Genomic DNA, 15,873 nt, shown 5'->3' with positions numbered 1-15,873 from the left:
GTGGAGGGTGGGGCGCGGGGGAGTGATCAGACTCCGACCCGCTTGCCCTCCACGGCGGGCGGCGGAGGCGGTGACACGGGCTCCGGGGCCTCGTCGTGGGTCAGGTCCGGGAGGCGGCTCAGCCACTTCGGGAAGTACCAGTTGCGCTCGCCGAGCAGGGCCATCACCGCAGGCAGCAGCACACCCCGGATGATCGTCGCGTCGATGAGTACAGCCGCCGCGAGGCCCACCCCCATCTGCTTCATGGACTGCATCGACAGCGTCCCGAAGATGGCGAAGACGGCGACCATGATGACGGCGGCACTGGTGACGACCCCGGCCGTGGTGACCACCCCGTGCTGGATCGCGTCCTTCGTCGTACGGCCCCGTATGTGCGCCTCGCGGATGCGGGAGACGACGAACACGTGGTAGTCCATCGACAGGCCGAACAGGATCACGAAGAGGAACAGCGGCAGCCAGGTGATGATGGCGCCCACGCCCTCCGCGCCCACCAGTGACGCACCCCAGCCGTGCTGGAAGACGGCGACCAGGATGCCGTAGGCCGCCCCGACCGAGAGCAGGTTGAGCACGATCGAGGTGATCGCGATCGTCAGGGAACGGAACGACAGGAGCATCAGCAGGAAGGCGAACACGACCACGAAGGCGAAGACCGGGGCGACCGCGCCGGCCAGCTGGTCGTTGAAGTCCTTCGAGCCCGCGACCTGCCCGGTGATCGGCGCCTGGACGCCGTCGACCTTGCCGAGGGTGGCCGGGCGTACCTCGTCGCGCAGCTTGTCCAGGCTCTCGCCGGCCTTGTCCAGGTCGGAACCGCCGACCAGCGGGACGTACACGAAGGCGATGTTCTCCGCGTCGTGCAGCTTGATGTCCACCGGGCCGCGCGAGGCACCCGAACTGATCGCCCGCGCACGGAAGTCGGCGAGCGCGGACTTCACGTCGGCCGCGTTGATGTCCTTTGCCTTGACGATCACCTCGGCGGGGTCGGAGCCGCCGGGGAACGCGTCGTTGACGCGGTTGTAGGTGCCGACGATCGGCAGCGAGTCGCCGAACTCCTGGTCCAGGGTGAGGTTCTGGGTCTTCATGCCGAGCGCGGGCGCGGCCACGGCGAGCAGCGCACCGGCGGCGACGACCAGCGAGATGGCAGGCCTGGCGAGTACAACCTTCAGCACCGCCGTCCAGAAACGGCTCTCCCCGTTGCTCTTGCCACGGTTGCCGTTCTTGCGCCGCTTGTCAGGGTGCAGGAACGGAATCCGGCCCTTCTCGACCCGCTCACCGAGCAGCGACAGCAGCGCCGGAAGGACCGTCACCGAACCGACCATGGCGACCGCCACGACCATCAGCGAGGCCAGTCCCATCGCCTCGAACGTGGCGAGCCCGGTGAACAGCATGCCCGCCATCGCCACGCACACCGTGACACCGGAGACGACGATCGCGCGGCCACTGGTCGCCGCGGCGATCCGGAGCGCGGCCTCGGGACTGCGGCCCGCCGCCCGCTCCTCGCGCTCCCGGCGCAGATAGAACAGGCAGTAGTCGACGCCGACGGCGAGGCCGACGAGCAGCATCACGGAACTGGCGGTGTCGTCCATGGGCTGGAGGTGGCTGACGATGCCCATCAGGCCCATCGTCGCCATGATCGCGGTGACCGCCAGCGCCACCGGCAGCAGCGCCGCGACCAGCGCGCCGAACGCGATCAGCAGAATGCCGAGGGCCACCGGCACGGCGGACAGCTCCGCCTTCTTGAAGTCGTCACCGAAGGCGTCGCTGAACGTCTTGTTCATACTGGCGCCGCCGATCTCCTCGATCCGCAGCTCCGAGTGGTCCTTCTGGACGTCCGCGACGGCCTTCAGCACCGGCTCGACCCGGTCGCCCGCTGTCTCGGCGTCGCCCCGCATGTCGAACTGGACGAGCGCGCTGCGTCCGTCCTTCGAGAGGGTGTCCGTGTCGTAGGGCGACTGGACGTCCGTGACCTTGCCGGTCCCGTCGACCGCCTTCATGACATCGGCGACGGCGGTCCGGAACGCGGCGTCCGTGGCCTTGACGCTCGCGTCCTTCGCCTGGATGAGGACGGTCTCGCTCGAGGGCTCGTCGATCCCGGCATCTTCGATGATCTTGGCGGCTGTGTGGGTCTCGCCCCCCAGCTGGTCGCTCTCCTTGACATCGACGCTGCCGGCGGCGGACCCGAGCCCCATCGCCAGGACGACGAACAGCACCCAGATCCCGACGGCCGCCCAGCGATGCTTGGCGCTCCAGCCGCCGGCCCGGGCGGCTATGCCCCGTACCCGCGTTTCTCCGTTCCCCATGACGGGCTTGCCCCCTCGTATGCGGCAACAGCCCCCTGCCATCACCTTTAGTTCGAAGGTATGGGCCGGATAAGACCATCTCCTCGTACTCGCCGGTGAGGTGCGGTCGGCCCAAGTCCTCCCCTCGGGTACCGGTGTCTCCCCACTGGGTAGGACACTGGCCCCTTACATCTAAAAGATGATCTCGGGGTGGTTCGTCAGGGGGACTGCCAGTAGGCCGCCTTATGGTGTGCGGATGACACCGGGTGAGCAGGCGACGACCACGTACGCGGCGCTGCTGCGCGGCGTCAACGTGGGCGGCCACAAGAAGGTCCCGATGGCCGAGCTGCGCACGCTCCTGGAGGGCCTCGGGTACGACGGCGTCCGGACATATCTGCAGAGCGGCAACGCCGTGTTCGCCGCCGGTCACGGGGACGAGGAATCCCTCGCCGGGGAAATCGAGAAGGCCATTGCCCAGCACTTCGGATTCACCGTCGACGTGATCGTGCGCGACCACGCGCACCTACGGGCGATCAGGGACGGCTGCCCTTTCCCGGCAGCCGAGTTGGAGGCGAAGCAACTCCACGTCACCTACTTCTCGACCCTGGTCGACGAGACCCGCTTCGCGGACATCGACCAGGCCGCCCACCTCCCCGAGGAGTTCCGGCTCGGCGACCGCGCGCTGTATCTGTACGCCCCCGACGGACTCGGCCGCTCCGAACTCGCCGAGCAGCTCGCCAAGCCCCGATTTCTGAAGGGCCTGATCGCGACCACCCGCAACTGGAACACCGTCGTCAAGCTGGTGGAACTGACCGAGGACGAGACCCCGGGGAGGTGAGACCGATGCCCGCCCACGACCGTGACCGGGATCGCGACCCCGCAGTGGAGGCCGCCATCGAGGCCGAGCTACGGCTCCTCGACCCGGAGGTCCGCAGCTCCCCCGAGCTGACCGGAGCGCTGCTGCACCCCGGGTTCCACGAGTTCGGCGCCTCGGGGCGGCACTGGGACCGGGCGTCGATCATCGAGGCCCTCGCCGCGACCACCGAACCGGGCACCCGTCCCTTCGCCGTCTCGCACATGAAGGGCGCACGGCTGGCCCCGGACCTGGTCCACCTGACCTTCGACACGGAGAACAACGGCCGCTGCGCCCACCGGAGTTCACTGTGGCGCCGGAACACTGAGGGCGACGGCTGGCTGCTGTACTTCCACCAGGCGACACCGTTCGGCGACACCGTCCAGTGACGCCGAACGGCTGCCCTATCGGAGGTCCAGGCGCGACAGCTCGGCCCCGGACAGCCGTACCGCCCCGGCGCCCAGGTTCTCCTCCAGGTGTACGAGGGAGCTGGTGCCCGGGGTCGGGCAGAGCACCGGGGAGTGGTGCAGCAGCCAGGCCAGCGCGATCTGGGCCGGGGTCGCTCCGTGTGCGGCGGCGATCTCCGCGCACACCGGGTCGGCCGCCAGCTCGCCGTTGCCCAGCGGAAACCACGGCAGGAACGCGATGCCGTGGGCTTCGCACAGCCTGAGCAGCGGCTCGGAGGCCCGGTCGAGCAGGTGGTAGCGGTTCTGGACGGACGCGATCGTCGTCAACTCGCGTGCGGCGCCGAGCTGTTCGACCGTCACTGAGTCGAGGCCGAGCTGCCGGATCTTGCCCTCCGCCCGCAACTCGTCGAGGGCGCCGAGCTGTTCGGCCATCGGGACGTGCGGATCGAGCCGGTGCAGCTGATACAGGTCGATCGTGTCGCGGCGCAGCCGCCGCAGGCTCCCCTCGCACATCGCGCGCAGCCGCTCCGGCCGGCCGTCGATGTGCCAGGCGTCGGGGCCGGTCCGCACGACCCCGCCCTTGGTGGCGACCAACACCCCGTCCGGGTACGGGTGCAGGGCCTCGGCGACGAGTTCCTCGGCGATCGACGGCCCGTAGTTGTCGGCGGTGTCGATCAGCGTCACGCCACGGTCGACGGCCCGGCGCAGTACGGCCACCGCGTCGGCAGTGTCGCCACGCGGGCCCCAGCAGCCGGGGCCGGTCAACTGGACCGTGCCGTACCCGAGGCGGCGGACGGGCAGTTCGCCGCCGATCGTGAATCTTTCCGAAGCCATACGACGGACGCTACCTGTCCGGTGCACGCACCATGGCAGGCTGATCGGTATGCGTTACATCATCATCGGGGCAGGGGCGGTCGGCGGTGCCATCGGCGGGCGGCTGGCCGGGGCGGGACACGAGGTCGTCCTCGTCGCCCGGGGTGCCCAGTACGAGGCGCTGCGCGCGTACGGGCTGCGCCTGGTGACGCCGGACGGGACGCACACGTACCGCCTGCCGACGGTAGACGGACCCGCCGGACTCGGGGAGTTGCGCGCCGACGACGTGCTCGTCCTCGCCGTCAAGACGCAGGACAGCGAAGGCGCCCTGGCTGCCTGGGGACCGGTGCCCGTCGCCGGCGGCGGCACGGCGGCCGAGCGGTTGCCGTTGCTCTGCGCGCAGAACGGTGTGGAGAGCCCACGTCTCGCGCTGCGCCGCTTCCGGCGGGTGTACGGCGTCTGCGTCTGGCTGCCCGCGGCCTACGAGGAACCCGGCGTCGTCTCCGCGGCAGGCGCCCCGCTCACCGGCATCCTCTTCCTCGGCCGCTACCCGCACGGCACCGACGACACGGTCCGCCGGATCGCCGCCGACCTGGAGAAGACGACGACGTTCGAGGCGCCGGTCGTGGCGGACGTGACCCGCTGGCAGTACGCCAAGCTGCTCACCAACCTGGGCAACGCCATCCGGGCACTCAGCGGCGCGGCGGACAGCGAGGAGAGCGAACGGCTGCGCCAACGGGTGTATGCCGAGGGCGAGTCGGTGCTCGCGGCGGCCGGCATCCCGTACGCGAGCGCCGCGGAGGAGAGGACACGGCGCGGTGACAAGATCACCCTGCGGCCACTGCCCGGCGCCGAGCCCGGCGGCGGCTCCTCCTGGCAGTCCCTGAACCGGGGCACCGGCACGATCGAGACCGACTACCTGAACGGCGAGATCGCGCTCCTGGGACGGCTGCACGGCGTACCGACGCCCTTGAACGAACTGCTGCAACGACTGGCCAACACGTTCGCACGGGAACGGCGACCGGCGGGTTCTCTGCCGTCGGCGGAACTCGTACGGCTGGCTGACGAGGCAGTGTTCCACCGGGCATCGGCAGCCCATGGGCGGGAGCCGGGGGAGTGATGACCCGAACTCCGCCTGCCCGCAAGGCGGTTCAGGCGGGCGAAGGTACCTACGCAGCCACCTACGCGCTCACCGCGGTCCGCCCCGGCAACGGCACCCGCACCGCCGCCTCCGCGTACCGCCGCAGCAGCAGCCGGGCCACCTCGGGCGCCGGTCCCAGGACGTCCGCGAGTACGTCCGCCTGCGCCGCGCCCCGTGCGATGCGGTCCGGGAGGAAGCCCGGGGCGAGGACGTAGGGCGCGACGGCGACGCGCTCGCAGCCCAGGTCCCGCAGCTCCCGTACCGCGTCCTCGGTGCGCGGAAGGGATGCGGAGGCGAACGCAGGCCGCACGGCGCACCAACCGGTGTGCCGCCACTCCCGCGCGATTTCAGCGATCACTGCGATCGCCTCCGGGTCGGTGGACCCCGCCGAGGCCAGCACGACCCCGGTCGAGGACTTGTCGGCGGGCGTCAACCCCGCCTCGTACAGCCGTCGTTCGAGCGCGGAGAGGAGCAGCGGCGACGGGCCCAGCACCTCCGCCTGGCGGATGTTCAGCCGCCTCGGCGCGTCCCGCAGGACCGCCGGGATGTCCGCCTTCGCGTGGAAGGCGCGGGTCAGCAGCAGGGGCAGGGCCACCACGTCCCGTACGCCCTCCGCGGCCAGGGACTCCAACACCCCTTGTACGGACGGGATGTTGAAGTCCAGGAAGCCGGTCTCCACGCGCAGCCCCGGCCGCAACGACCGTACGCGCCGCACGAGGGCGTGCACGGTCGCCGCGTGCCGCGGATCGCGGCTGCCGTGGGCGATGACGAGAAGAACCGGCTTCTGGAACACGTGACGTCAGCCCTTCACCAGCAGGCCCCGGCTGCGCAGCACCCGCCGCTCCAGTGGGCTGAAGATCAGCAGGTCGACGGCGATACCGACGAAGAGGATCAGGAAGATCGCCTCGAAGATCATCGGCATGGAGCTGGCGTTGCGGCCGTTCTCCAGCAGCGCGCCCAGACCGATGCCCAGCTCGGGGGAGGAGGCGATGATCTCCGCCGCCATCAGCGAGCGCCAGGAGAACGCCCAGCCCTGCTTCAGACCGGCCAGATAGCCCGGCAGCGAAGCCGGCAGGACGATGTGCCAGGCACCCCTCCACCCGGTCGCGCCCATCGTGCGGCCCGCCCGCAGGAACAGCGGCGGCACCTGGTCGATGCCGGAGACCAGGCCGTTGGCGATGGACGGGACCGCGCCGAGCAGGATCACCGCGTACATCATCGAGTTGTTCAGGCCCAGCCACAGGACCGCCGGCGGCACCCACGCCACCGAGGGCAGCGACTGGAGACCCGACAGGACCGGTCCGATCGCCGCACGCACGAACTTCACGCGGGCCACGATCAGACCCAGCGGGGTGCCGATCGCCAGCGCCAGCAGGAAGCCGAGCAGACCGCGCTCGACACTGGTCCAGATGTAGCCGAGAAGCTTGCCCTTCAGCCAGGAGTCCTTGAACTCGGCCGCCACATCGCCGGGCGAGGGCAGCCTGGTCGGGTCGCTGACGATGTTGAACGAGATCAGGGCCTGCCAGATCACCAGCACCACGGCGGTCGCGACGAGCGGCGGGAAGATCTTGGTGCGGAAGGTCACCGAGAAGGGCGTACGCCCGGTGGCCACGTTCTCCAACGCGTCCAGACCGGCCTCCAGGCCGCCGAACTGCTGGTTGCCGTCAGCCCGCGTCTGGCGCGTGTCCGTCAGGCCCGACTTCGTGTCACTGCTGGCCATGACGGCGGATCTCCCCACGCAGTTGTTCGGTGATCTCAATGGACAGTTCGGCCACGGGAGCGTCCTCGATGCGGCGCGGCTGCGGGATGTCCACCGTCCACTCGTGCGCCACCCGTCCCGGCCGGGACGACAGCAGGACGACGCGCTGCGCGAGTCGCACCGCCTCCCGCACGTTGTGCGTGACGAACAGGACGGAGACACCCGTCTCCGCCCAGATCCGGGTCAGCTCGTCGTGCAGCATGTCGCGTGTGATCGCGTCGAGCGCCGCGAACGGCTCGTCCATCAGCAGCAGCCGGCTCTCCTGGGCCAGCGCCCGCGCCAGCGCGACCCGCTGGCGCATACCGCCCGACAGCTCGTGCACCCGCTTGTCGTACGAGCCCTGCAGCCGGACGAGGGCGAGCAGCTCGTCGGCGCGTCCGCGCCGCTCGTTCTTCGGAACTCCCCCCAGTTTCAGGGCGAGTTCGATGTTCTTGCCCGCGGTCAGCCACGGGAAGAGGGCGTGCTCCTGGAACATCAGGGCAGGACGCCCGTCGGTCTTGATGCTGCCGGCGCTCGGGTCGTCGAGACCCGCGACGAGGTTGAGCAGTGTGGACTTGCCGCAGCCCGAGGCCCCCAGGAGGGTGACGAACTCACCCGGTGCGACATCGAGTGTGATGTCGTCGAGGACGAGCTGCTGCCCGGCGGGCCCGGCGAAGGACTTCGATACGTGCTCGATTCGGGCGGCGTACTCGACTGACTCGGCCCGTTCGGCCTTGGCGATCGCGGTGGCCATGGTCGTCACCTCCTGGGAACTCTCGGGGATCGGGACTACTTGACGCCGAGACCGGCGTCGTCGACCGGGCTCTCGCCCTCGGCCTTGAGGACGTTGTTGAGCGGCGTGAGGTCGTAGATGCCCTTCAGCAGCGGGTCCTCCAGCAGACCGGCCTTGACCGCGTGCTCCGCCTCGGAGTTGAGGGTGGCGGCCAGCGGGTCATTGGTGAACTGAATGGACTTCCACGCCGGGTCGATGACCTCGGGCTTCAGCGCCTTGCCGGAGTCGATCTCGAGCTGGGCGTTGGCAGCAGCCTTCGCCGCGTCGGAGTTGGCGTTGATCCACTTGTTGGTGTCGACCGAGGCCTTCAGGACCGCCTCGACGGCCTTCGGGTGCTCCTTGAGGAACTTCTGCGACACGATGATGTTCGTGATCACGAACTTCTTGTCCGGCCACAGGTCCGCCTCGTCGAGCAGCACCTTCGCACCCTCGGCAACCAGCTTGGACGCGGTCGGCTCGGGCACCCAGGCACCGTCGATGGAACCGGACTTGTAGGCGTCCGGGGTGACCTTGTTGTCGGTGCGGACGACCGACACATCGCCCTTGCCGCTCTCCGCGTCGACCTTCCAGCCCTGGTCGGCGATCCAGTTGAGGAACGCCACGTCCTGCGTGTTGCCCAGCTGAGGGGTGGCGATCTTCTTGCCCTTGACGTCCTTGATGGACTTGATCTTCTTCGGGTCGACGACGAGCTTCACACCGCCGGACGCCGAACCGCCGATGATGCGCAGGTTGGTGCCCTTGGACTTGGTGTATCCGTTGATCGACGGGGAGGGGCCGATCCAGCCGATGTCGATGGAGCCGGAGTTGAGGGCCTCGATCTCGGAAGGACCGGCGTTGAAGACCTGGTACTTCGCTTCCGTGGCGCCCAGCGCCTTCTGGAAGTACCCCTTGTTCACACCGACCAGCGCGGTGCCGTGGGTCAGGTTGCCGAAGTAGCCGATCTTGACGGAGTCGAGCCCGTCGATCTTCTGGGCGCCGGCGGCGACCTTCGCCTTGGAGCTGTCGTCCTTGGAGTCCGACCCGTAACCGCAGGCGGCGAGCGTCAGGAGGGGCAGTGCGGTCGCTGCGGCGAGGCCGCGGCGGAGAAGTGCTGAGCGGTTGGCAGGCACGGGAGGTGTTCCTCTCGTTGGCCCGGCGGTCACGGCCCCAAGGGCGTGGCCGGGAGGTCGGCAGGTCTTCGTCGATGTCGGGACGTCCGGTGGGGGGACAGGGCGCGCAGGCAGTGCGCGTACGTCAGCACGCACATCGCGCGACTCCGCCCTGCCCGCTGCCGAGGGCGCCGCTGCCGACGCGGCCGCCCTCCTTCGCGAACGTGGAGTAGTAGTCGGTGGAGTTCATGTCAGAAGTCCCACCCGTCGTCCTCGGCCTCGTCCTTGACGGGCTCGGGGGACGCGAACGACTCGCCGACCATGCCCGCGGTGAGCGTGGTGCCGTCGTTCGGGTCGATCAGGATGAACGAGCCGGTGCGCCGCGAGTCGGCGTACGAGTCGACGGGCAGCGGCTCCGCGGTACGGATCTTCACCCGGCCGATGTCGTTGGCGACGAGCTGTCCCGGATGCGGGTGCAGGGACAGGTCGTCGAGGGTGAGACGGGACGGGATGTCCTTGACGATGGCCTTGACCGTGCGGGTGCCGTGCTTGAGGAGCACCCGGTGGCCGACGGTGAGCGGCGCGTCGGCGACATGGCACACGGTCGCCTCGATGTCCTGCGTGGTCGGCGGGGCGTCCTTGCTGGGCACGATCAGGTCGCCGCGCGAGATGTCGATGTCGTCCTCCAGGAGGACGGTCACCGACTGCGTGGTGTATGCGACCTCGACCGCCTCGCCGAGCAGGTCGATGCCGGAGATCTTCGACGCGTGGCCGGACGGCAGGACCGTCACGGACTCGCCGACACGGAAGGAACCGGCGGCGATCTGGCCCGCGTAGCCCCGGTAGTCGGGGTGCTCGGCGGTCTGCGGCCGGATCACGTACTGCACCGGGAGGCGGGCGTGGCAGTGGCTCAGGTCGTGGGCGACCGGAACCGTCTCCAGGTGCTCCAGGAAGGTCGGCCCGCCGTACCAGTCCATCTTCGCGGACGGGTCCACCACGTTGTCGCCGGCCAGCGCCGAGATCGGGATCGCGGTGATCTCCGGGACGCCCAGCTCCAGCGCGTACGCCGTGAACTCCTGGGCGATCGCGGCGAACACGGACTCCTGGTAGTCGACGAGGTCCATCTTGTTGACGGCGAGCACCACGTGCGGGACGCGCAGCAGCGCCGCGAGGGCGGCATGCCGACGGGTCTGCTCGACGACGCCGTTGCGGGCGTCGATCAGGATCACCGTCAGCTCGGCCGTGGAGGCACCCGTCACCATGTTGCGGGTGTACTGCACGTGGCCGGGCGTGTCGGCGAGGATGAACCGGCGCTTGGGCGTGGCGAAGTAGCGGTAGGCCACGTCGATGGTGATGCCCTGCTCGCGCTCGGCGCGCAGGCCGTCGGTGAGGAGTGCGAGGTCCGGGGCGTCCTGGCCGCGGCTCGCCGAGGCGCGCTCCACCGCTTCCAGCTGGTCGGTGAGGATCGACTTGGAGTCGTGCAGCAGCCGGCCCACGAGCGTGGACTTGCCGTCGTCGACGGAACCGGCGGTGGCGAACCGCAGGAGCGTGGTCTCGGTGAGTTCCGTGGTCGTGGTCATGGCTAGAAGTACCCCTCGCGCTTACGGTCTTCCATCGCGGCCTCGGACATCTTGTCGTCGGCGCGGGTGGCGCCCCGCTCGGTCAGCCGGGAGGCGGCGATCTCGGCGATGACGTCGTCCAGCGTCACCGCGTCGGAGTCGACTGCGCCCGTGCAGGACATGTCGCCGACCGTGCGGTAGCGGACCTGCCGCTTCTCGACGGTCTCGTCGGCCTTCGGGCCGCCCCACTCGCCGGCGGTCAGCCACATCCCGGCCCGCTGGAACACCTCACGCTCGTGCGCGAAGTAGATGTCCGGCAGCTCGATGCCCTCGCGGGCGATGTACTGCCAGACGTCCAGCTCGGTCCAGTTGGAGAGCGGGAAGACACGGACGTGCTCGCCGGGCGCGTGCCGACCGTTGTAGAGGTTCCACAGCTCCGGACGCTGCCGGCGCGGGTCCCACTGCGAGAACTCGTCCCGCAGCGAGAACACCCGCTCCTTGGCCCGGGCCTTCTCCTCGTCGCGCCGGCCACCGCCGAACACGGCGTCGAACTTCTCGGCCTGGATCTTCTCGGTGAGCGGCAGCGTCTGGAGCGGGTTGCGGGTCCCGTCCGGACGCTCCTTGAGCACACCCCGGTCGATGTAGTCCTGCACGGAGGCGACATGCAGCCGCAGCCCATGAGCCGCCACGGCCCGGTCGCGGTACTCCAGCACCTCGGGGAAGTTGTGCCCGGTGTCCACATGCAGCAGCGTGAAGGGGACCGCGGCCGGCGCGAACGCCTTGAGCGCCAGATGCAGCATGACGATCGAGTCCTTGCCGCCGGAGAAGAGAATCACCGGCCGCTCGAACTCACCCGCCACCTCGCGGAAGATGTGCACGGCCTCGGACTCGAGGGCGTCCAGGTGGGAGAGGGTGTACGGGGCGTCCGTGTCGCCCCCGTGCACCTTGGCAACGGTCGTCGTCATGCCAGTCCCCTCTCGGTGAGCAGCGCGTGGACAGCCGCCGCGGACTCCTGGACGGTCTGGTCCTGCGACTCGATCCGCAGATCCGGCGTCTCGGGCTCCTCGTACGGGTCGTCGACCCCGGTGAGCCCGGTCAGCTTGCCCGCCGCCTGCTTGGCGTACAGACCCTTCACATCGCGTACGGAGCACACCTCGACCGGGGTCGCCACATGCACCTCGACGTACGCGGTGCCGCTCTCCTGGTGCCTCTTGCGCACGGCCTCGCGGCTGTCCGCGTACGGCGCGATCACCGGGACCAGTGTCTTGACGCCGTTACGGGCGAGCAGCTCGGCGAGGAAGCCGATGCGCTGCACGTTCGTGTGCCGGTCCTCGCGGCTGAAGCCGAGGCCCGCCGAGATGAACTCACGGATCTCGTCGCCGTCCAGCACCTCGACGAGGTGGCCCTCCTCGCGCAGCCGGCCGGCCAGTTCGTACGCGATGGTGGTCTTGCCGGCGCTCGGCAGACCCGTGAGCCATACGGTGGCTCCGGTCGTCACTGGTGTCTCCTGGTCCTCGGGGGTCGCGGTCGCGATCTCGGTCTGGGTCATCAGCCGTGCAGCCCGCACTCGGTCTTGCCGCGGCCCGCCCAGCGGCCGGCGCGCGCGTCCTCGCCCTCCAGCACCCGGCGGGTGCAGGGCGCGCAGCCGACGGAGGCGTAGCCGTCCATCAGCAGCGGGTTGGTGAGTACGCCGTGTTCGGCGACGTACGCGTCCACGTCGTCCTGCGTCCAGCGGGCGATCGGGGAGACCTTGACCTTCTGCCGCTTCTCGTCCCAGCCGACGACCGGGGTGTTCGCCCGGGTCGGGGACTCGTCGCGGCGCAGGCCGGTCGCCCAGGCCGCGTACTCCTTGAGGCCCCGCTCCAGGGGCTCCACCTTGCGCAGTGCGCAGCAGAGGTCGGGGTCGCGGTCGTGCAGCTTCGGCCCGTACTGGGCGTCCTGCTCCGAGACCGTCTGGACCGGGGTCAGCGTGAGGACGCGGACGTCCATCACGGCCTCGACCGCGTCACGGGTGCCGATGGTCTCGGGGAAGTGGTAGCCCGTGTCGAGGAACACGACGTCCACACCGGGCATGGCACGGGAGGCGAGGTGGGCGACCACCGCGTCCTCCATGGAGGAGGTCACGCAGAAACGCTTGCCGAAGGTGGCGGTCGCCCACTGGAGGATCTCCAGCGCGGAGGCGTCCTCCAGGTCACGTCCCGCCTGCTCGGCGAGCGCCTTCAGATCGTCGGTCGTACGGTCTTCCTGAACCGCGGTCATATCTCGTCCCCTCCCGGTTCCGTGTGCTGAAGTCCACGGGCGAGCAGCCCGAGGAACTTCAACTGGAAGGCTCGATTGCAGGCTCCGCATTCCCAGGCGCCATGGCTGCCCTCGATGGATTCATTCGGCCGAAGGTCCTCGTCGCCGCAGTAGGGGCAGTAGAAGGGCGCGGCACGCTCGCTCATGACAGTGCCTCCTCGGAGGCGCGGGACGCCCACGTGGCGAAGCGCTCGCCGTCCTCGCGCTCCGCCTGGAAGTTCTTCAGCACGCGCTCGACGTAGTCCGGCAGCTCCTCCGAAGTCACCTTCAGACCACGGACCTTGCGGCCGAAACCGGCCTCCAGACCGAGGGCGCCGCCCAGGTGGACCTGGAAGCCCTCGACCTGCTCGCCCGCGTCGTTGAGGACCAACTGGCCCTTGAGACCGATGTCCGCGACCTGGATACGGGCGCAGGCGTTCGGGCAGCCGTTGAGGTTGATGGTGATCGGCTCGTCGAACTCCGGGATACGGCGCTCCAGTTCGTCGATCAGGGAGGCGCCGCGCGCCTTCGTCTCGACGATCGCGAGCTTGCAGTACTCGATGCCGGTGCAGGCCATCGTGCCGCGCCGGAACGGGGACGGCTTGACGATCAGGTCGAGCGCCTCCAGGCCCTCGACGAGCGAGTCGACCTGCCCCTCCTCGATGTCGAGCACGATCATCTTCTGCTCGACGGTGGTGCTGAGGCGGCCCGAGCCGTGGGCTTCGGCCAGGTCGGCGATCTTCGTGAGGATCGTGCCGTCCACGCGGCCCACGCGCGGGGCGAAACCGACGTAGAAGCGGCCGTCCTTCTGACGGTGCACGCCGACGTGGTCGCGCCAGCGCTCGACGGGCTGGGCCGGGGCCGGGCCGTCGGTCAGCTTGCGCTTCAGGTAGTCGTCCTCCAGGACCTGGCGGAACTTCTCCACGCCCCAGTCGGCGAGCAGGAACTTCAGGCGGGCGCGGGTGCGCAGCCGCCGGTAGCCGTGGTCGCGGAAGATCGAGATGACGCCCTCGTAGACGTCCGGGACCTCGTCCAGCGGGACCCAGGCGCCCAGGCGCTGGCCGATCTTCGGGTTGGTGGAGAGGCCGCCGCCGACCCAGACGTCGAAACCGGGGCCGTGCTCGGGGTGCTCCACACCGACGAACGCGATGTCGTTGATCTCGTGCGCCACGTCGAGCAGCGGCGAGCCGGAGATCGCGGACTTGAACTTGCGGGGCAGGTTCGAGAAGTCCTTGTTGCCGATGATCCGGCGCTGGATCACCTCGATGGCGGGCGTGCCGTCGATGATCTCGTCCTCGGCGATCCCGGCGACCGGCGAACCGAGGATGACGCGGGGCGTGTCACCGCAGGCCTCGGTGGTGGACAGGCCGACCGCTTCGAGCCGGTTCCAGATCTCCGGGACGTCCTCGATACGGATCCAGTGGTACTGGACGTTCTGCCGGTCCGTGAGGTCGGCCGTACCGCGCGCGAACTCCTGCGAGATCTCGCCGATGACCCGCAGCTGGTCGGTGGTGAGCCGGCCGCCGTCGATCCGGACGCGCAGCATGAAGTACTTGTCGTCCAGCTCCTCCGGCTCCAGGATCGCGGTCTTGCCGCCGTCGATCCCGGGCTTGCGCTGCGTGTACAGGCCCCACCAGCGCATCCGGCCGCGCAGATCGTTGGGGTCGATCGAGTCGAAACCCCGCTTGGAGTAGATCGTCTCAATGCGTGTCCGCACATTGAGACCGTCGTCGTCCTTCTTGAACTGCTCGTTTCCGTTGAGCGGGGTGAAGTGTCCCGCGGCCCACTGACCCTCACCACGGTGACGGCTCACCTTGCGGCGGGGCGCGGCGGCAGGGTTCTGCGGGGTGGCGGCCATGATTTTGGTCCTTCGGGACAGAGACGGAAGGGGTCGGCGCGAAGCGCCGTCCGTGAGGGGCGGCGGTCGGGTGGCGGGTGGGAGGCTCTTACCTGCGCATAAGGGCGCACGGTCAGACTGGCGCGGCTCTGCGCAGGCTGAGGCAAAGGGGAGGAAGCGGCGGTGCTGAGGGCTGGTCAGCTCGCCGGACAGATGGCGCTGGACATGCGGCCGAGGTCGACGTGCCGCCGACTCACCAAGGCAATCCCAGTTCCAGACATGACGGAAGCGTGTCACGGCGATCTGGACACAGTCCAGCATTGTCCGCCATGCGGACACCCTGGTCCCGTAGGGTGAGACGAGGGTGTCGTCGGTCACATGGCGGGGTCACGACAGGTCGAACGCCCGGCGGCCGACCGTTCCCGACCAGGTCAGATGCGGTGCGCCCCCGGCCAGGGTCCGGGTGCGGACACCTCGGCCTCCTCCTCGACCTTGGTGTCGAAGAGGGTGAAGCCGCGGCGCAGATAGTTGTCCATCGCGTGCTCGCCGTCCTTGCTGCATGTATGCAGCCAGACCCGCTTCGTCGGCGCCAGCCCCGGCCACCGTTCCCCGAGGTCCCAGGCCCGGGCGGCCCCGTACGACAGCAGGTGCCCGCCGATCCGCCGGCCCCGGAAGGCGGGGATCAGCCCGAAGTAGGCGATCTCCACGACGCCGTCGTCCTGGGGCTCGAACTCCACGTAGCCCGCCGGGGTGCCGCGGTCGTAGGCGACCCAGGTCTCCACGCCCGGGCGCTCCAGATACTCCTGCCACCGTGCGTACGTCCAGCTCAGCCGGTCGGTCCAGCGGATGTCGCCGCCGACCGAGGCGTAGAGGAAGCGGCTGAGCTCCGGTGAGGGGAGTTCGGCGCGGGTGATTCTGACGTCCCCGTCGGGGGTCTCTGCGGGGAGCAGGTCGGTCGGTGCGGTTTGTTCGAGGGACCAGGTGGTCACGGCGATGTTGCTCATAGCGGTCAGGGAATCATTCGGGGCTGTCGGCTGTCGATCGCCTGCGGGCCCGGTGTGGGCTTGTCGCGCCCCGGGGCGGAGCTGCAG

17 protein-coding genes are annotated in these 15,873 nt (G+C 69.6%); 3 read left to right on the top strand and 14 right to left on the bottom strand.

Features of this window, described 5'->3' with window-relative positions; all coding sequences use genetic code 11:
- Nucleotides 1–26: 26 nt before the first annotated feature.
- Entirely contained in the window at nt 27–2,297 is a 2,271-nt protein-coding gene (locus tag OG734_RS09580) for an MMPL family transporter (RefSeq protein ID WP_330287056.1), read from the bottom strand.
- Nucleotides 2,298–2,532: 235 nt separating this feature from the next.
- On the opposite strand from OG734_RS09580, the gene OG734_RS09575 reads away from it, so the two are divergent.
- Together OG734_RS09575 and OG734_RS09570 are read left to right on the top strand one after the other, a co-directional pair.
- Nucleotides 2,533–3,114, top strand: a complete 582-nt coding sequence (locus OG734_RS09575; RefSeq protein WP_330287055.1) for a DUF1697 domain-containing protein — start codon at nt 2,533–2,535, stop codon at nt 3,112–3,114.
- A gap of 5 nt (nt 3,115–3,119) precedes the next feature.
- Nucleotides 3,120–3,518: a nuclear transport factor 2 family protein gene (locus OG734_RS09570; protein ID WP_330287054.1), complete on the top strand. Its 399-nt coding sequence runs from the start codon at nt 3,120–3,122 to the stop codon at nt 3,516–3,518.
- Nucleotides 3,519–3,533: 15 nt separating this feature from the next.
- On the opposite strand, the gene OG734_RS09565 is transcribed toward OG734_RS09570, so the two are convergent.
- Entirely contained in the window at nt 3,534–4,370 is an 837-nt protein-coding gene (locus OG734_RS09565) for an aldo/keto reductase (RefSeq protein ID WP_330287053.1), read from the bottom strand.
- Between the two features lie 49 nt (nt 4,371–4,419).
- On the opposite strand from OG734_RS09565, the gene OG734_RS09560 reads away from it, so the two are divergent.
- Entirely contained in the window at nt 4,420–5,469 is a 1,050-nt protein-coding gene (locus OG734_RS09560) for a ketopantoate reductase family protein (protein ID WP_330287052.1), read from the top strand.
- 61 nt (nt 5,470–5,530) lie between these two features.
- On the opposite strand, the gene OG734_RS09555 is transcribed toward OG734_RS09560, so the two are convergent.
- The 12 genes from OG734_RS09555 to OG734_RS09500 all read right to left on the bottom strand — a co-directional run bounded on the left by OG734_RS09555 (nt 5,531) and on the right by OG734_RS09500 (nt 15,786).
- Nucleotides 5,531–6,283, bottom strand: coding sequence for a sirohydrochlorin chelatase (locus tag OG734_RS09555; protein ID WP_330287051.1), 753 nt, complete (start codon nt 6,281–6,283; stop codon nt 5,531–5,533).
- A gap of 6 nt (nt 6,284–6,289) precedes the next feature.
- Nucleotides 6,290–7,210 carry an ABC transporter permease gene (locus OG734_RS09550; RefSeq protein WP_330287050.1) on the bottom strand — a complete coding sequence of 307 codons (921 nt, stop codon included), beginning with the start codon at nt 7,208–7,210 and terminating at the stop codon, nt 6,290–6,292.
- Nucleotides 7,197–7,982 carry an ABC transporter ATP-binding protein gene (locus OG734_RS09545; RefSeq protein WP_330287049.1) on the bottom strand — a complete coding sequence of 262 codons (786 nt, stop codon included), beginning with the start codon at nt 7,980–7,982 and terminating at the stop codon, nt 7,197–7,199. The genes OG734_RS09550 and OG734_RS09545 overlap by 14 nt, the downstream gene beginning before the upstream one ends.
- A 35-nt stretch (nt 7,983–8,017) precedes the next feature.
- Complete coding sequence (locus OG734_RS09540) at nt 8,018–9,130, bottom strand: ABC transporter substrate-binding protein (protein ID WP_330287048.1); 1,113 nt, start codon at nt 9,128–9,130, stop codon at nt 8,018–8,020.
- Nucleotides 9,131–9,360: 230 nt separating this feature from the next.
- Nucleotides 9,361–10,689 (bottom strand): sulfate adenylyltransferase subunit 1, encoded by a 1,329-nt coding sequence (locus tag OG734_RS09535; protein ID WP_330287047.1) that lies wholly within the window; start codon nt 10,687–10,689, stop codon nt 9,361–9,363.
- Nucleotides 10,690–10,691: 2 nt separating this feature from the next.
- Nucleotides 10,692–11,633: a sulfate adenylyltransferase subunit CysD gene (cysD, locus tag OG734_RS09530; protein WP_330287046.1), complete on the bottom strand. Its 942-nt coding sequence runs from the start codon at nt 11,631–11,633 to the stop codon at nt 10,692–10,694.
- Nucleotides 11,630–12,217, bottom strand: coding sequence for an adenylyl-sulfate kinase (gene cysC / locus OG734_RS09525; protein WP_330287045.1), 588 nt, complete (start codon nt 12,215–12,217; stop codon nt 11,630–11,632). The genes cysD and cysC overlap by 4 nt, the downstream gene beginning before the upstream one ends.
- A complete protein-coding gene (locus tag OG734_RS09520; RefSeq protein WP_330287044.1) occupies nt 12,217–12,927 on the bottom strand; it encodes a phosphoadenylyl-sulfate reductase in 711 nt (236 codons plus the stop codon). The genes cysC and OG734_RS09520 overlap by 1 nt, the downstream gene beginning before the upstream one ends.
- Nucleotides 12,924–13,112, bottom strand: coding sequence for a hypothetical protein (locus tag OG734_RS09515; protein ID WP_330287043.1), 189 nt, complete (start codon nt 13,110–13,112; stop codon nt 12,924–12,926). Before OG734_RS09515 ends, OG734_RS09520 begins: the two co-directional genes overlap by 4 nt.
- Entirely contained in the window at nt 13,109–14,803 is a 1,695-nt protein-coding gene (locus OG734_RS09510) for a nitrite/sulfite reductase (protein ID WP_330287042.1), read from the bottom strand. The genes OG734_RS09515 and OG734_RS09510 overlap by 4 nt, the downstream gene beginning before the upstream one ends.
- A gap of 176 nt (nt 14,804–14,979) precedes the next feature.
- On the bottom strand, nt 14,980–15,063 hold the full coding sequence (locus OG734_RS09505) for a putative leader peptide (RefSeq protein WP_309486338.1): 84 nt from the start codon (nt 15,061–15,063) through the stop codon (nt 14,980–14,982).
- A gap of 150 nt (nt 15,064–15,213) precedes the next feature.
- Nucleotides 15,214–15,786, bottom strand: coding sequence for a GNAT family N-acetyltransferase (locus tag OG734_RS09500; protein ID WP_330287041.1), 573 nt, complete (start codon nt 15,784–15,786; stop codon nt 15,214–15,216).
- Nucleotides 15,787–15,873: the final 87 nt, after the last annotated feature.

Origin of the sequence: Streptomyces sp. NBC_00576 (assembly GCF_036345175.1) — a bacterium.
GTDB lineage: Bacteria > Actinomycetota > Actinomycetes > Streptomycetales > Streptomycetaceae > Streptomyces.
This window is presented reverse-complemented; position numbering and strand designations above follow the sequence as displayed.